The organism is Streptomyces sp. NPDC002785, from assembly GCF_040295565.1.
GTDB lineage: Bacteria > Actinomycetota > Actinomycetes > Streptomycetales > Streptomycetaceae > Streptomyces.
The window spans coordinates 22,223-38,571 of sequence record NZ_JBEOVN010000055.1; the positions used below are offsets into that span (position 1 = coordinate 22,223).

Below are 16,349 nucleotides of genomic sequence, written 5' to 3' on the forward strand. Positions count from 1 at the left end.
GGAGGGAGACGGCGGTGGTGGGGCGGGCCGGTCAGGCGTGGAAGGGCAGACCTGCGTCGCCGACCAGCTCCAGGTCGTCGGGGCCGGGCGGCGGCAGCAGCGTCGCCGTTCCGTCGGTGACCGGTACGACTCCGAGTTCCAGCAGTTCGGCCATGGCGGCGCTGCCGGCCATGTCGCGGACCTGGAGCTGGTAGCGGGCGGTGGTACGGAAGGAGCCTCCGGCGTCGTCCCCGGTGCGCTGGAGGAAGCCGGAGTCGGTGAGGAAGGTGACGGCCTTGCCGACGATGCCGGTCGTGGAGCCGGCCAGCCTTCGGGCGTCCTTCGTGGCTCCGGTGGAGCTGCGACGGGCGTAGATCCGCCAGGCCGCCTCCAGTCCGGGGGCGTCGGTGGCCGGGTCGGTGTTGTCGCCGTGCTCCTCGGCGCGCTCCTCCAGGCGGTGACACGCCTGGCGTACGAACGAGTCGACGCCGTTGACGGTGATCCGGCCGATGTACGCGTCGTCGGCGAGGTCCTCGGGGCGGGGGAAGGCCATAGCGGCGACGGCGAGGTGTGCGAGCCCGTGCAGGAAGCGGTCGGCGGAGTCGGACGAGGCGCGGCGGGCGTAGTCGCCCATGCGGACGGCGAAGACCGAGTCCTCACCGGCGGTCACGGCCATGCCGGCGCGGGTGGACACTTCCAGGACGACCAGGCCGAGTCCGGTCGCCACGGCGTCGGCGAGCCGGGCGAAAGCGGGCTCCTCCCGGTAGCGACGGAGCAGTTCGGCGTATTCGGCGTCGCGTGCGGGCAGCAGTTTGGGCTGCAGTCCGAAGGCGACGAGCCGGGCGGCGTCGGCTGCGTCGGCCGGCGTGACGGGTGCGGTGGCGGTGGCGATGGCGGGCCCTGCCGGGGCGGCAGGCGTCGCACTCTCGGTCGCGTACGCGACGGTCGGCTCGCTCCACGCGTCGGCGTGCTGTGCGCGGTGGTCGCTCACGACTGTCGCTCCTTGATGCGGAAACTCTTCGGTACGGGGTGGACGGCGCCGGTTCTCGCGGCACCTGTCCTGGGCGGCTCGGTCCGGTCCGCGCACACCGCGTGGGCGCGGACAGGGCGGCGACGTCCATGGCCGGCGTGCGCCGGCCGGGCCGGCGACTCGTGTGCCTCACGTGGCGCGCCGCTCATGACGCCTCCGAGCGGTCCGCGGCCATTCCGGCCGCGTCCAGCAGGGCCGTCCCGACTATCAGGTCCGCACCGCCGAACTCCGGGTCGTCGAGCTGCGTTCCGTCGTCGACGGAGAACAACAGGCGCTGCTCGCCCTGCCGGTAGGCGGTGCCGACCGGCGGGCTCGCGGCGTGCACCGCGAGCAGGGCGAGCAGGTAGGGCAGTTCGGGATCGCGGCGCCGGGCCTCCGCGAGGAGCCCGGAGAGCCGGCGCGGGGCGTCGTGCTCCAGGTCGAGAAGTTCCATGGCGCTCGCGAGCTGCTCCTCGCTGAACCTGCTGTCGTCCGGGGTGGCGATCAGGTCGGGTTCGGGCATTTCGGCGCCCAGGTGTTCCCGCTCCAGTGGCGGGGTGAGCAGCATGTCGACGAGGTCGCCCACCCGTACCGAGGTGGGGGTGCGCAGCCCGGTGCCGTTGGCGAAGAACGCGTCCGTGACGCGGATGGCCTGTTCGACGGGGAGCGGCAGCAGCGGGGCGACCAGCTGACCGTACAGATCGAGGCCGGTGCGGGCCGTGGGGGTGGCGAACGCCTGCCGGTCCTGTTCGGCGCGGAAGAGCGGTCCGGCTTCCAGCAGGCGGGACTGCAGCTGGGTGTGGCGGCGGATGCAGTCCTTGACTATGTCGACGAGCTCGGCGGCGCGCCGCTTGTGCTCGGGCTCCTCGGCCTCGTCTCGCGCCTTGCGGATGTTGGTGAGGATCGCGTTCTCGTGGCGGTAGCGGTCGGCGACGTGGTCGAGTGCTTCGGCGATCATGTCGGGCACGGCGTTGAGCCAGTCGACGGCCCGGACGTTGCGCCGGGTGGCCTCCAGCGTCTTGCGGAGGGTCTCCGCGTACTGCACGGTGCGGTAACGGGCCTGCTCGGCAGCGAGCTGTGCGTCCGCGAGGCGGCCTCGGCTGATGAGGACCTCCAGCTTCACCTCGGCGGCGATCTGGGCGCTGGTGACGTCCGTGTCGAGGGCGCCGACCAGGACGTTGACCGCTTCGTCGGTGGCGCGGAGGAAGACGGTGCCGCCGTATCCCGGGACCTCTTCGATCAGTTTGAAGTCGTAATCGCGACGGACATACACACCATCAGGGCCGAAAGTGCCATATACCGCACGGAATCCGCGGTCGACGCTGCCGACATTGATCAGGTTCTCCAGCACCCAGCGGGCGACCCGCTCGTGCTCGGCGGCCGGGCGGCGCGGGGCCTGGGCGGCGACACGGGGAAGCAGTCTGGTCACTATCTGGTCGTGGTCGGCACCCGTGTCGAAGTCCATGTTGAGGGTGACGAGGTCGATCGCGGCGAGTGCGACCTCGGCCATCGCGTAGACGGTGTACTCACCGGCCAGATTCGCCTTGCGGACATCGAGGTCGTGCAGCGGCGCCGTGCAGGCGAGCGCGCGCAGCCGCCGCGAGAGCCCCTCGTCGGCGGCCGGGCCCGGGGCGGGCCGCGGCCCCGCGCTGAGCTGGGGCGCAGCGTTGTCCGTGTAGGCAGGCGAAGTCACGCTGCACAGATTAGGTCCTCACACCGACAACGGTCGAAACGACGCAGAAGCGACCCTTGCCCGGAGCCGGCCGGAGCCGGCATCACAGCCGTTCCCCGGTGGGGCCCTTGCGGTCGTTCCGGCCCGGCTCCGGGGGTCCGTATCCCCCGCCGCCCGGTGTGCGGAGCACCAGTACGTCCCGCCGCTCCAGGTCGGCCATGTCACAGCCTCGCAGTGGTGTGACCGTCCGGCCGTCCGACCGCTCGATGTACTGCTCGCCCAGTGCGCCGGGCCCACCGCCCGCCATGCCGTACGGACGGACCCGGCGGTGGCCGGAGAGCAGCGCCGCGGTCACGGGTTCGAGGAAGCGGATCCGCCGCTCCACGCCGCAGCCGCCGTGCCAACGCCCCGCACCCCCGCTGCCGTCCCGTACCCGGAAGCTCTCCAGCAGGACGGGGTAGCGCCATTCGAGGACTTCGGGGTCGGTGAGGCGGGAGTTGGTCATATGGGTCTGTACGGCGTCGGCGCCGTCGAAGCCGTCGCCCGCGCCCGAACCGCTCGCCACGGTCTCGTAGTACTGGACCCGTTCGTTGCCGAAGGTGAGGTTGTTCATGGTGCCCGAACCCTCGGCCTGGATGCCGAGCGCCGCGTACAGGGCGCCGGTGACGGCCTGGGACGTCTCCACGTTTCCCGCGACGGTGGCCGCCGGATGGACGGGGGCCAGCATGGAGCCCTCCGGAATCCTGACCTCCAGCGGCTTGAGGCAGCCGCTGTTGAGCGGGATGTCGTCGGCGACCAGGGTCCGGAAGACGTACAGGACAGCCGCCATCACCACAGATTTCGGCGCGTTGAAGTTGCCCGGCTGCTGCGGTGAGGTGCCGGTGAAGTCGACGACTGCGCTGCGGGTGGCCTTGTCCACGGTGAGGGCGACCTCGATGACCGCGCCGTTGTCGGTCTCGTAGCGGTAGGCGCCGTCGTGCAGTTCGGCGATGATCCGGCGGACGGACTCCTCGGCGTTGTCCTGCACGTGCCCCATGTACGCGGCTACAGCCTCGGGGCCGAACTGCTCGACCATACGCCGGAGTTCGGCGATCCCCTTCTCATTGGCGGCGATCTGGGCGCGCAGATCGGCGAGGTTGGTGTCCGGGTCGCGGGAAGGATACGCGGCGGTGGTGAGCAGCTCGCGCGTCTCAGCCTCGCGGAGTCTGCCGCCCCGCACCAGCAGCCAGTTGTCGAACAGCACTCCTTCCTCATGGATGGTGCGGCTGAAGGCGGGCATGGAGCCGGGGGTGATGCCCCCGATCTCGGCGTGGTGTCCGCGTGAGGCCACGAGGAAGCGCAGCTCCGGCCGCTCACCACCGGTCTCGTCGAACACGGGTGTCACGACGGTCACATCGGGCAGATGTGTGCCCCCGTGGTACGGATCGTTGATGGCGTACACATCGCCGGGCCGCATCGCTCCACTGTTGCGCCGCAGCACCTCCTTGATGGACTCCCCCATCGAGCCGAGGTGTACGGGAATGTGCGGGGCATTGGCGATCAGATTGCCGTCCGCGTCGAAAAGGGCGCAGGAGAAGTCGAGCCGCTCCTTGATGTTGACGGAGTGGGCCGTGTTCTCCAGGCGCACGCCCATCTGTTCGGCGATCGACATGAACAGGTTGTTGAAGACCTCCAGCATGACGGGGTCGACCCGGGTGCCGACGGCCGTGCGGTCCGGGCGCGGGCGGACCCTGGTGAGCAGGAGATGGCCGGTGTCGGCGAGAGCGGCCTGCCAGCCCGGGTCGACGACAGTGGTGGCATCCGCCTCGGCGATCACGCCGGGGCCGGTCACGGTGTCCGCAGGGTGCAGTTCCTCGCGCCGGTGGAGCGGGGTGTCCTGCCATCGGCCGTCGGCGAACATCCTTACGGTGTCGTGCGGTTGAGGTTCCGTGCTCTCGCGGGGTGTGCGGGCGGCCAGGCACGGTTCGTGCTGTCCCGCCGCGCCGATCGCCTCGACCGACACCGCCTCGACGACCAGGGGTTTGTCCATGGTGAACGCGTAGCGTGCGCGGTGCTCCGCGGAGAAGGCCTCGGCCATGGCGGGCGCGCTGTCCAGGCCGACGGGCAGGCTCGAGTCCGTTCCGGCGTAGCGCAGAAAGACCCGGGCGCGCGTGCTGATCGCGCTGTCGGGGATGGCGTCGGCGCGCAGTTCGGCGCGAGTGCGGGCGGCGAGTTCGTCGCAGAGTTCGCCCACCGCGGTCAAGGTCGCCTCGTTCAGTTCCTCCTCGACGGACTGTTCGCGCATCGCGGTGGCGTCGGCGAGACCGATGCCGTACGCGGACAGCACGCCTGCCAGGGGCGGTACGAGGACCGTGTCGATACCGAGGGCGTCGGCGACGGCGCAGACGTGCTGGCCTCCGGCGCCACCGAAGCCGGTCAGGGCGTAGCGGGTGATGTCGTGTCCGCGCTGCACGGAGATCTTCTTGACCGCGTTCGCCATGTTGAGCACGGCGATCTCCAGGAACCCGGCGGCGACCTCGGCCGCCGTGTGCCGCGCTCCGGTGGCGCGCGCCACGTCCTGCGCGAGCGCGTCGAAACGTTCGCGTACGAGGTCCGCGTCGAGCGGGAGGTCGCCGTCAGGTCCGAAGACGGCCGGGAAGTGCGCGGGCTGGACCCGGCCGAGCATCACATTGGCGTCGGTGACGGTCAGCGGCCCGCCGCGGCGGTAGCAGGCCGGGCCGGGGATCGCGCCCGCCGAGTCGGGGCCGACGCGGTAGCGGTGGCCGTCGAAGTGCAGGACGGAGCCGCCGCCGGCGGCGACGGTGTGGATGTTCATCATGGGGGCGCGCATCCGCACACCGGCCACCTGCGTACCCATCTCGCGCTCGAACTCGCCCGCGTAGTGCGACACATCGGTGGATGTGCCGCCCATGTCGAAACCGATGACCCGGTCGAATCCGGCCTGTCCGGACGTACGGGCCATGCCGACCACGCCACCGGCGGGGCCGGAGAGCACCGCGTCCTTGCCCCGGAAGTGGGATGCTTCGCGCAACCCGCCGTTGGACTGCATGAACATCAGCCGGATTCCGTCGAGTTCGCGGGCGACCTCGTCGACGTACCGGCGCAGGATCGGCGAGAGGTAGGCGTCGACGACGGTGGTGTCGCCGCGTGGTACGAGCTTGATCAGCGGGCTCACCTCGTGCGAACAGCTGACCTGGGTGAAGCCTGCCTCGCGGGCTGCGGCGGCCACGGCGCTCTCGTGTCCGGGGTGGCGGTAGCCGTGCATCAGGACTACTGCCGCGCTGCTCAGTCCGTCGGCCCGGGCCGCCTGCAACCGCTCGGCCACCGCGTCCCGGTCGAGCGGTGTCACGACCCGGCCGCGGGCGTCGATCCGCTCGGGGACCTCGATCACCCGCTCGTACACGGCCTCGGGCAGCAGGATGCGGCGGTCGAAGAGTCTCGGACGGTTCTGGTACGCGATGCGCAGCGCGTCGCGGAAGCCTTCCGTGATGACCAGGACGGTCGGCTCACCGCGCCGCTCCAGCAGGGCGTTGGTGGCGACCGTCGTGCCGATCTTCACCGTGCCGACCCGGTCGGCGGGCACCGGGTCGGTGGGGCCGAGGCCCAGCAGCCCACGGATTCCGGCCACGGCGGCGTCGCGGTAGCGGTCCGGGTCGTGGGAGAGCAGCTTGCGGGTGATCAGGTGCCCATCGGGATCCCGGCCCACGACATCGGTGAACGTGCCGCCACGGTCGATCCAGAACTCCCAGCGTCCGGTCATCCCTCCATACTCACCCGCATACTGCGGCACGGACAACGGCCCGGACGGCACGGCCTTCTCCCCGGCAGTCGGCGCACCGGCCGGCTGCACGGCGGCCGGCGCGCTCCGCAGCGCCGCCTCGGCCCGCCGTTCCAGCCGTCCGCCGGTGCCGCACACCCGGTGCTGCATCCCCGCTCCGGCCAGGTACGGCCTAGCACGCCCCCGATGCGCCGCTGGGCCGTGTCCACATGGTCCCGACGTACGCCCGAAGGGCGTGGCCCGCGGCGTCCGGTGCGTGCAATCGCAAGGCGGAGGATCGTCCTCGAACGTGACGTACTCGGATGACTCCGACAACGCGGAGAGGACGGGCTCTCCTGCCGGGCGAAGCCGGGAGTTCGGAGAAGTGCCGGGCGCCGCGCACCGGGCGGGACTTCGCGGACGCGGCCCGGCCCGTTCGCGCCGCGCGCCCCCCGACGCGCGCCGCTGTGCGTACTCCGGTCAGACCGCGGGGGTGTCGGGCCCGATCCTGCTGCGCACCGCTGTCTGCACCTCGGCCTCCTCGGCCGGGTCCGCGGCGAGTCGGCGCAGTCGCTCGGCGACCCTGATGTCGCCGGTCTCGGCGTGGAGTGCGGCGACCTCGCGGGTGGTCTCCTCGCAGTCCCACAGGCATTCGACGGCGAATCCGGTGGCGAAGGAGGGGTCGGTCGCGGCCAGTGCGCAGGCCGCTCGGCCGCGCAGGTGCGAGGAGGACGTCTCCCGGTAGACATGGCGCAGTACGGGGGCCGCGCAGGCAATGCCCAGTCGGCCCGTGCCGTCGACGAGGGTCCACAGGCGTGGTGCGTCCGGACCTTCGCCCCGTACGGCCTCGCGGAGTGCGCCGAGGACCAGTGGGGCGTCCTGAGCGCCGCCCCGGCAGGCGAGCACACCGGCCGCGGAGGCGCCGAGGGCGTCGGGCCGTCGGGCCCAGCGCCTGGCACGCTCCACCGCCGCGTCGCCGCACATCCGCTCGAAGGCGGCGACGCCCGCGTCGGCGACGGTGCGGGAAGCGCTGACCGCAGCGGTCTCGATCAGGTCGAGCACGGCCGGGTCCCTGGCCTCGGCCAGATAGTGCAGAGCGGCGCAGCGTGCACCCTCGGGGCCGCTGCGGGCGGCCTCGATAATCGTGGACCGGTCCTCGGGGCCGGCGACGGCGGTGAGGCACCGGGCGGCCGGGACGTGGAGAACGCTGCCGCGTTCGAGTCCCTGCTGGGCCCAGTCGAGGACGGCCTGGACGCTCCAGCCGGGGCGGGGGCCGCCGGGCCGCATCTGCCGCTGCCAGCGGTCGAAGGAGCCCTGCTCCGAGGCTGCCCTGACCCTGGCACCGACCTCCTCGCGCGGGTCGTCCGCCCAGAGCCGCCAGGGGCGGGGTTCGAAGGCGTCCCGTACGGCGGCGGCCAGCTCAGCGGCGCCCTCCCCGGTGGCCGGGAACCGGCTGAGCACGGGTACGGCGAGAGCGCGGAGCCCCGCGTCGTCGTCACGCAGGGCGAGCTCGTCCAGGGCCCAGGCCCAGTTGGCTCCGGTCGCGGCGTACCGCCGCAGCAGGGCCAGGGCGTCGTCCCGTCCGTACGAGGCGAGGTGGCCGAGTACGGCGAGGGCCAGCCCGGTGCGTGAGTCCTCGGTGTCGAGGTGGTCGTCGGGATCGCACAGGTGGCGCTCGATCTCTTCGATTCCGCCGTCGAGGTCGAGATACAGGCGTGCGTAGTAGAGCGAGCGGTTCTCCACCTGCCAGTCGTGTCGCGGATCGCTCAGGACGCAGTGGTTGAGAGCCGCCAGGGCCTCGGGGCGTGGTGCGGCGAGCGCATGGAGCGTGCCGTCGCCACGGCCCCTCTGCAGCAGGCCGAGCAGGGTGCCGCTCGGCGCTATGAACGGATCAAACATGGAAAGAGCCTCACATCAAGCTGTCGACGCAACCGGGACTGTGCAGTTCCAAGTGCCGGGTGGGGCACTACGCCGCGCAGCAACATGATCGGCCGACCGCCGTCTTCTGCTTGGTGTAAACCATCTTCCTCTGCCTCTCGTCGGTGGCCCGAATCGGGCCCGCGACGTCATGATGACCCAGCCATTTCGCCACCGCGACCACATTTACGGCGTACCCGGTCAACGGGAGCCGAAGAGTTCCAGCAGGTCGGCCTTGCCGAACATGCGTGCAGTGTCCAGTGCGGAGGGCGTTCCGGCCGCCGGGTCGGCCCCTGCGGCGAGCAGCGCCTCGATCACCTCGTCCTCGCCCTTGAAGACGGCTCCGGCGAGCGGCGTCTGTCCGCGGTCGTTGGCCCGGTCCGGGTCGGCGCCACGGCCGACGAGGGCGGTGACCGCGGCGGCGTGCCCGTAATAGGAGGCGAGCATCAGCAGCGAATCACCCCGGTCGTTGGTGAGGTCCACGGGGACACCCGCGTCCACATACGCGGCGAGGGTTTCGGTCTCACCGCGGCGGGCCAGGTCGAAGACCTTCGTCGCCAGCTCGACCACCTCGGGATCGGGGGTTTCGCTCATCGGACGGACCGCCTTCCATTAACCGGTTTCACCGCTGTTGACCTGCCGGGGCGTACGCCGCGGGGGCCGTACGAGTGAATCGACAGGGTACTGCTCGACCGCGCACATATCCCGGCCCACCCACGGCAAAAAATCACGTCCGGTGACGGCGGAACAGCGCGTGACATCGAGTTTTCCGTCCCATCGGCACTCCCATGTCGACCAAACAAGTGAAAATGCAGACTTTTCACCCAACTGCAGCTTTTATCGTATAGATACTTCCGGTGAACCTGGAAGGACTCATGGTGACTGTCCCCCTAACCAGGAGAACCTCTCATGATCCTGTCCATGTCAGGCGTAGTCATCCTCGGCATCATCGTCTTCCTGTTCTTCAGGAAGGACGGCCTCAAGGCATCGCACGCCGTCGTCACTGCCATGTTCGGCTTCTATCTGGCAGGCACCGCCATCGCACCGAGCATCACCGCGGGCGGCGCGAGTCTCGCCGGCCTCTTGGGCGGGATCAAGTTCTGACCGTCCGCGACCACTCCCACCCCTTCAGGAGACCGACGTGGCCCGGCGACCACTCCCCCGCATTCTGAGCAGCGGCAGCATCTCGATCACTCGCAGTCGCGAGTGCGCGCGCACGGCCGCCGACAACGCCACCGACGTCCTCCATCCGCTGATCACGGTCACTCGTGGTCTGCGGCTGCTGGCCGGAGCCGGATGGCAGAAGTGGGCCGCGACGCCCAAGGACAAGCGTGGTCCGACGCTGTTCTCCGTCGCGGCCTGCGTACTCCTGGTCGCCCTCATCCCGTACGGGTCCGTGCTCGCCCTGGTCACGGTCATGGGCGCAGCCGCCTGGAAGGGCCGGGAGCGGACTCCCGTGAAGACCGGCCCCGACGAGGCGGAGACCGGCCGGCTGCGGTCCCTGTACGAGGCGCTCGTGCCGTACTTCTCCGTGGCCGACGACCCCAGTCCGCTGTTCGCCCACGGCGGCGACTGGGACAAGGTCTTCAGCGGTTACGAGTTCGACGGCAACGGGCGCCTGACACGTCTTCAGGTGACGTACCCCGCGTACTTCACCGACAGCGAGGCCGCCTCCCGCATCCGGATCGAGCAGCTGCTGCATGCCAAGTCCGGCCGTGGCCGCGAGTACCACTTCGCCTGGGACGAGGAGGGCAATCAGCTCGTCATGAACGTGCTCGACGCCCTGCCCACCTCGATCGGGGCCCAGCGCTTCGTCACCGCCCCCGGCGAGACCGTGCTGGGTTTCACCGACGGCGACGCGGTGCAGCGCACCGTCCCCGTGAACGACGGCGACGCGACCCGTGACGCACCTCCGGTCGTCTGGCGGACCGGCGCCCGCTCCACCGAGCCGCATCTGCTGGTCGTCGGACAGCCCGGCAGCGGCACCACCACGCTGATGCGCTCCATCGCCCTGCAGGCGCTCCAGCACGGCGACATCCTGATCATCGAAGGCAGCGGAACCGGCGAGTACGCCTGCCTGCCCGGGCGCGACGGCGTCCTGGCCGTGGAGTGCGGCCTGGCCGGCGCGCTGGCGACGCTGGAGTGGGCGGCCCACGAGACGGAGCGACGGCTGATCGCGGCGAACCGGGCCCGGCAGTCCGGCCACCCCGCACCCGACGACATCAAGCGCCCGCTCTGGATCCTGCTGGACCGGCCCAGCGTCCTCGGCCATCTGGCGGCCGCCGACGGCAAGCCCGACCCCCAGGAACTGCTCCAGGTGCCGCTGCGGCACGGCAGGGCCGCCGGCGTCACCGTGGTCATGACCGAACAGTTCGACAGCCTGGACTCCCTCGGCGAGACCGTGCGGACCCATACCCGGGCCAGGGTTGTGCTCGGCGACTGCTCCCGCGAGCAGGTCGAGTCGGTGCTCGGCACGGAACCGCACACGACGCCGACACCGGACGTCCCTCCCGGCCGGGGGTACGCGCGGCTCGGCACCGGTCCGGTGCTGCGGCTCCAGGTCCCGGCCACACCCGATCCGTACGACGAGGCGACCAGCGAGGCACAGCGGCAGGCCGTCCTCGGTCTGCTCCCCGGACGGCAGGCGCCGGCCGAGGAGACCGCACTGGCCGGAGCGAGCGTCCCGGACCCGGCGATGCCGCGCGTCGTGACCGCGGCCGCGGCCGTCGAGGAAATGGCGGTCAGCGACTGAACGGGGCGGCGCAGGGGTGACGGATCGGCTGATCCATCACCCCTGCGCCGCCCCGTGGATCAGGCGACGAACGTCCGCGGCGCCTCCACCCCCGCGCCCGCCCCCGACCGCACCAGCTGCGCCGCCGCCGCGAGCCGTACCGCCGCCTCGTCCGCGACCGGCCCTGCGACCGTGAACGGCAGCCGTACGTACCCCTCGAAGGCGCCGTCGACGCCGAACCGGGGGCCGGAGGGAACGCGTACGCCGACCCGTTCCCCCGCCACCGCGAGCCGTGAACCGGAGAGGCCGCCGGTACGCACCCAGAGGGTCAGACCACCACGCGGAACCGAGAACTCCCAGTCCGGCAGCTCCCGGCGGACCGCGGCGACGAGCGAGTCCCGGTTCTCCCGCGCCTGTTCGCGCCGCACCCGCACGGCCTGCTCCCAGCCGCCGGTACGCATCAGCCAGTTGACGGCGAGCTGCTCAAGGACGGGCGTCCCCATGTCGGCGTAGGCGCGGGCGGCCACCAGGCTGCGGATCACATCCGGGGCGGCGCGCACCCAGCCGATCCGCATGCCGGCCCAGAACGCCTTGCTCGCCGATCCGACAGTGAGCACGGTGGAGCCCGCCGGATCGAAGGCGCAGACCCGGCGCGGCATGTGCACATCGGCGTCGAGATGCAGCTCGTTCATGGTCTCGTCGACGACCAGGACCGTACCGGCGGAGCGGGCGGCGTCCACCAGGTCACGTCGCCGGTCCTCGTCGGCCAGCGCGCCGGTGGGGTTGTGGAAGTCGGCGACGACGTAGGCGAGCCGCGGCGCCGCGTCCCGCAGTACCTGCCGCCACCGGTTCATGTCCCAGCCGCCGAGCCCTTCCTCCATCGCCACCGGCACCAGCCGCGCGCCCGCCTCACGCATCAGTTGCAGGATGTTGGCGTAGCTCGGGGACTCCACCGCGATCCGTTCACCGCGGCCGGCGAAGAGGTGGCAGATCGCGTCGATCGCGCCCATCGCCCCGGTGGTGACCATGATCTGTTCGGGCATGGTCGGGATGCCGCGCTCGGTGTAGCGGTCGGCGATCATCTGCCGCAGTGCGGGCAGACCGGCCGGGTAGTCGCCATGGGTGTGGGCGTACGGTGCCAGCTCCTCCAGGGCGCCCTGGACCGCCCGGGTCAGCCACGGTTCGGGGGCGGGCAGCGAGGCGCAGCCCAGGTCGATCATCGAACCGAGCGACTCCGGGGGAAGCGGTTCCAGACCGCGTGCGGGCAGCGGATTGCCCGCGGGCACGGCGGTCCAGCTGCCTGCGCCCCGGCGGGACTCCAGGAACCCCTCGGCCCGCAGCGCCTCGTACGCGGCGGCGACGGTGGTTCGGCTGACGGACAGGGCGAGCGCCAGTTCGCGCTCGGCGGGGAGCCGGGCGGCCACCGGCACCCGTCCCTCGAGGACGAGCAGACGGACCCCGTCGGCCAGTGCGCGGTAGGCGGGCGGCCTGCGGGCGCCCGGTCCGGCGGGCCGGGGCTGTTGGGCCTGGAGCTGCCGCGCAAGCTGTGCCGCACCAACTACCGAAGTCCACTGCGCCATGGAAATCAGTCCACCTTTCTCGGATTGGCCATAGTTGGCGGCCAATCCCCTGCCACAGAGTGACATGCGGCAGTCCACTACCACCACTCCAGGGGGCACTCTTGTCCATCACCCCTGTCCCTCGCGGGACGCACCTCACCCGAAGGCTGATTCAGCTGTACGTCGGCCTTGCGCTGTACGGGGCGAGCTCGGCGCTCCTGGTCCGCGCCGGTCTCGGCCTCGAACCCTGGGGAGTGCTGCATCAGGGGCTCGCCGAGCGAACCGGACTGTCCATCGGGGTCGTCTCGATCATCGTCGGCGCCACCGTTCTGCTGCTGTGGATACCGATCAGGCAGCGTCCCGGTCTCGGCACCGTCTCCAATGTCTTCGCCATCGGCATCGCCATGGACGGCACGCTGGCGCTCGTGCCCGACGTGCACGGCCTCGCCGCGCAGATCGCCGTGATGGTCGCCGGTGTCGTGGTCAACGGCGTCGCGACGGGGCTGTACATCGCGGCGCGGTTCGGCCCGGGACCGCGCGACGGGCTCATGACCGGTCTTCATCTGCGTACCGGCCGCTCCATCCGGCTCGTCCGCACACTGATCGAGGTGGCGGTCGTGGTGACCGGCTTCGTGCTCGGCGGCTCACTCGGCGCGGGCACGGTGCTCTACGCCCTGGCCATCGGCCCGCTCGCCCAGTTCTTCCTGCGCTTCTTCGCGATCGGCGCAAGGCCGACGGCGGAGGCCGCCGCCGGGCCCGACGACCAGGCGCCCGTCACACCCGGCTCGGACAGCGGCGACACCACCGTCACCGCTCGGACACCGGGGCAGGCCATACTGCGAAGGTGACCTCCGAACGCCACCCCTATCTCGACCATCCCACGCCGATCCCCTTCGCCCATCGAGGCGGTGCCGCGGACGGGATCGAGAACACCACGGCCGCGTTCCGGCGGGCCGCCGACGCCGGGTACCGCTACTTCGAGACCGATGTGCACACCACGTCGGACGGTCGCCTGGTGGCCTTCCACGACGCCACTTTGGACCGGGTGACGGACGCTCGGGGCCGGATAGCCCAGCTGCCGTGGAGCGAGGTGCGGCGGGCCAGGGTCGCCGGCCGGGAGCCGCTGCCGCTGTTCGAGGAGCTGCTGGAGACGTTCCCCGAAGCCCGCTGGAACGTCGACATCAAGGCCGAGTCCGCCCTGGCCCCGCTGGTCGATCTGATCCGCCGGGCGGATGCCTGGGACCGGGTGTGCGTCGGCTCGTTCTCGGAGTCCCGGGTCGCCCGGGCCCACCGTCTTGCGGGGCCCCGGCTCGCCACCTCCTACGGCGTCCGCGGCGTGCTGGGCCTGCGGCTGCGCTCGTACGGCATACCGGCGCCGCTGCGGGCCGGCGCGGTGTGCGCGCAGGTGCCGGAGAGCCAGAACGGCGTCCGGGTGGTCGACCGGCGCTTCGTACGAGAGGCGCACGCACGCGGACTCCAGGTGCACGTCTGGACGGTGAACGAACCCGAGCGGATGGCAGCGCTCCTCGATCTCGGCGTGGATGGCATCATGACCGATCACATCGAGACGCTGCGTACGGTGCTGAGCGAGCGGGGGGCCTGGGCCTGACGCCGGTCGTGCGAGGTCTCCACGGGGAGAGACGAGGGGGTGCGGGTTGAGCGCCGAGACCGCGGACACCGCTGAGCCGACTGGACTCACGACGGGTTCCGCCGACGCCGCGAGCCGCAGACGTGAACAACGTGGCTGGTATTTCTACGACTTCGCCTGCTCCGTCTACTCGACGAGCGTCCTGACGGTATTCCTCGGCCCCTATCTGACGTCGGTCGCCAAGTCGGCCGCCGACGCCGACGGTTTCGTGCACCCGCTCGGCATACCGGTGCGCGCCGGGTCGCTGTTCGCCTACGCGGTCTCCGTGTCCGTCGTGGTCGCGGTGATCGTGATGCCGATCGTGGGCGCCGCCGCGGACCGTACGGGGCGGAAGAAGCCGCTACTGGCAACTGCGGCCTATGTGGGGGCTGCCGCGACCACCGGCATGTTCTTCCTGGACGGCCAGCGCTATCTGCTGGGCGCGTTCCTGCTGATCGTGGCGAACGCCTCGATCTCGGTGTCGATGGTGCTCTACAACGCCTATCTGCCGCAGATCGCCGGACCGGACGAGCGGGATGCGGTCTCGTCGCGGGGCTGGGCGTTCGGATACACCTCGGGTGCGTTCGTCCTCGTCCTGAATCTGGTCCTGTACACGGGCCACGACTCCTTCGGCCTCTCCGAGTCCGACGCGGTGCGGATCTGTCTCGCATCGGCCGGTCTCTGGTGGGGCGCCTTCACCCTCATACCGCTGCGGCGGCTGCGCGACCGGCGGGTGACACCGAACGGCGAGGGGGCGGTCGGCTCGGGGTGGCGGCAGCTGATGGCCACCCTGCGCGACATGCGCCGCCACCCGCTGACGCTCTCCTTCCTGCTGGCGTACCTCGTCTACAACGACGGCGTGCAGACGGTCATCTCCCAGGCCTCGGTATACGGCTCCGAGGAGCTGGGCCTCGACCAGACGACGCTGATCACCGCTGTGCTGCTGGTGCAGGTGCTCGCGGTGGCCGGGGCGCTGGGGATGGGCCGGCTGGCGCGGGTGTACGGCGCGAAGCGCACGATCCTCGGCTCGCTCGTCGTCTGGACGCTGATTCTCGTCGCCGGCTATTTCCTGCCCGCCGACGCGCCGGTGTTCTTCTATGCGCTGGCCTCGGCGATCGGTCTGGTGCTCGGCGGCAGCCAGGCGCTGTCGCGCTCGTTGTTCTCCCATCTGGTGCCGAGCGGCAAGGAGGCCGAGTACTTCTCCGCGTACGAAATGAGCGACCGCGGACTGAGCTGGCTTGGGCCACTCGTGTTCGGTCTCGCGTATCAGCTGACCGGGAGCTATCGGGATGCGATCATCTCGTTGGTGATCTTCTTCGTGGTCGGTTCGGTACTGCTCGCGAGGGTGCCGATCCGACAGGCCGTGGCGGCAGCGGGGAATCCCGTTCCGGAACGGATTTAGACGTTGAAGTGAAAGGCCGGTAGTGTACGCCTTTGGCCTGCCCGGAGGACCGTTACTGCGAGCGGAAGAAGCCAGATCCTTGGGTGACAACTTCCGCCAGATGTGACAAACCGGGCATTGGCGGGTACTTCAACCCTGAAGAAGCAGCGGCACGACGGGCGACGCATGACCGGCAACGGGAATCTTTACCGCCGAGCGGACGTTGACCGGATGACGACGACAGCGACACCTGTCCTGTGGGCGACAAGCCCGGGAGGCACGATTCATGAGTGAGCGAGCTCTCCGCGGCACGCGACTCGTGGTTACCAGCTACGAGACGGACCGCGGCATCGATCTGGCCCCGCGCCAGGCGGTGGAGTACGCATGCCAGAACGGACATCGATTTGAGATGCCGTTCTCGGTAGAGGCGGAAATTCCGCCGGAGTGGGAGTGCAAGGCGTGCGGCGCCATGGCACTCCTGGTGGACGGGGATGGCCCCGAGGAGAAGAAGGGCAAGCCTGCGCGTACGCACTGGGACATGCTCATGGAGCGGCGCACACGCGAGGAGCTGGAGGAGGTGCTGGCCGAGAGGCTGGCGGTTCTGCGCTCCGGAGCCATGAACATCGCCGTACATCCGCGGGACAGCAGGAAGTCTGCCTGACCGCGTAACACCGCAATACGACAGAGCCGCGGGCTGTGACACACGCTCGGTGTGTC

General features: G+C 70.8%; 12 protein-coding genes. 6 read left to right on the forward strand and 6 right to left on the reverse strand.

All coding sequences use genetic code 11. The features are described 5' to 3' along the window. Window positions 1-31 precede the first annotated feature (31 nt). The 5 genes from ABTZ94_RS15960 to ABTZ94_RS15980 all read right to left on the reverse strand — a co-directional run bounded on the left by ABTZ94_RS15960 (window position 32) and on the right by ABTZ94_RS15980 (window position 8,928). Window positions 32-970: a hypothetical protein gene (locus ABTZ94_RS15960; RefSeq protein WP_351201471.1), complete on the reverse strand. Its 939-nt coding sequence runs from the start codon at window positions 968-970 to the stop codon at window positions 32-34. 184 nt (window positions 971-1,154) lie between these two features. Beyond that, complete coding sequence (locus ABTZ94_RS15965) at window positions 1,155-2,681, reverse strand: hypothetical protein (RefSeq protein WP_351201473.1); 1,527 nt, start codon at window positions 2,679-2,681, stop codon at window positions 1,155-1,157. Between the two features lie 82 nt (window positions 2,682-2,763). Further along, window positions 2,764-6,420, reverse strand: a complete 3,657-nt coding sequence (locus tag ABTZ94_RS15970; protein ID WP_351201490.1) for a hydantoinase B/oxoprolinase family protein — start codon at window positions 6,418-6,420, stop codon at window positions 2,764-2,766. Between the two features lie 477 nt (window positions 6,421-6,897). Continuing rightward, window positions 6,898-8,316 carry a HEAT repeat domain-containing protein gene (locus tag ABTZ94_RS15975; protein ID WP_351201475.1) on the reverse strand — a complete coding sequence of 473 codons (1,419 nt, stop codon included), beginning with the start codon at window positions 8,314-8,316 and terminating at the stop codon, window positions 6,898-6,900. A 219-nt stretch (window positions 8,317-8,535) separates the two neighbouring features. Next, a complete protein-coding gene (locus ABTZ94_RS15980) occupies window positions 8,536-8,928 on the reverse strand; it encodes an ankyrin repeat domain-containing protein (protein ID WP_351201476.1) in 393 nt (130 codons plus the stop codon). Window positions 8,929-9,243: 315 nt separating this feature from the next. On the opposite strand from ABTZ94_RS15980, the gene ABTZ94_RS15985 reads away from it, so the two are divergent. Together ABTZ94_RS15985 and ABTZ94_RS15990 are read left to right on the forward strand one after the other, a co-directional pair. Beyond that, window positions 9,244-9,438, forward strand: coding sequence for a hypothetical protein (locus ABTZ94_RS15985; protein ID WP_037696696.1), 195 nt, complete (start codon window positions 9,244-9,246; stop codon window positions 9,436-9,438). 37 nt (window positions 9,439-9,475) lie between these two features. Continuing rightward, window positions 9,476-11,086 (forward strand): P-loop NTPase family protein, encoded by a 1,611-nt coding sequence (locus ABTZ94_RS15990; RefSeq protein WP_351201478.1) that lies wholly within the window; start codon window positions 9,476-9,478, stop codon window positions 11,084-11,086. A 59-nt stretch (window positions 11,087-11,145) separates the two neighbouring features. On the opposite strand, the gene ABTZ94_RS15995 is transcribed toward ABTZ94_RS15990, so the two are convergent. Next, window positions 11,146-12,645, reverse strand: coding sequence for an SCO1417 family PLP biosynthesis transcription factor (locus ABTZ94_RS15995; RefSeq protein ID WP_351201480.1), 1,500 nt, complete (start codon window positions 12,643-12,645; stop codon window positions 11,146-11,148). A 101-nt stretch (window positions 12,646-12,746) separates the two neighbouring features. Between ABTZ94_RS15995 and yczE the strand changes: the two genes are divergently transcribed. The 4 genes from yczE (at window position 12,747) to ABTZ94_RS16015 (ending at window position 16,293) form a co-directional block, all read left to right on the forward strand. Further along, entirely contained in the window at window positions 12,747-13,472 is a 726-nt protein-coding gene (gene yczE, locus ABTZ94_RS16000) for a membrane protein YczE (RefSeq protein WP_351201482.1), read from the forward strand. Continuing rightward, window positions 13,469-14,233 (forward strand): glycerophosphodiester phosphodiesterase family protein, encoded by a 765-nt coding sequence (locus ABTZ94_RS16005; protein ID WP_351201484.1) that lies wholly within the window; start codon window positions 13,469-13,471, stop codon window positions 14,231-14,233. The genes yczE and ABTZ94_RS16005 overlap by 4 nt, the downstream gene beginning before the upstream one ends. Window positions 14,234-14,279: 46 nt before the next feature. Next, window positions 14,280-15,653 (forward strand): MFS transporter, encoded by a 1,374-nt coding sequence (locus tag ABTZ94_RS16010; RefSeq protein ID WP_351201486.1) that lies wholly within the window; start codon window positions 14,280-14,282, stop codon window positions 15,651-15,653. Window positions 15,654-15,918: 265 nt separating this feature from the next. Next, complete coding sequence (locus ABTZ94_RS16015; protein ID WP_007262928.1) at window positions 15,919-16,293, forward strand: RNA polymerase-binding protein RbpA; 375 nt, start codon at window positions 15,919-15,921, stop codon at window positions 16,291-16,293. Window positions 16,294-16,349: the final 56 nt, after the last annotated feature.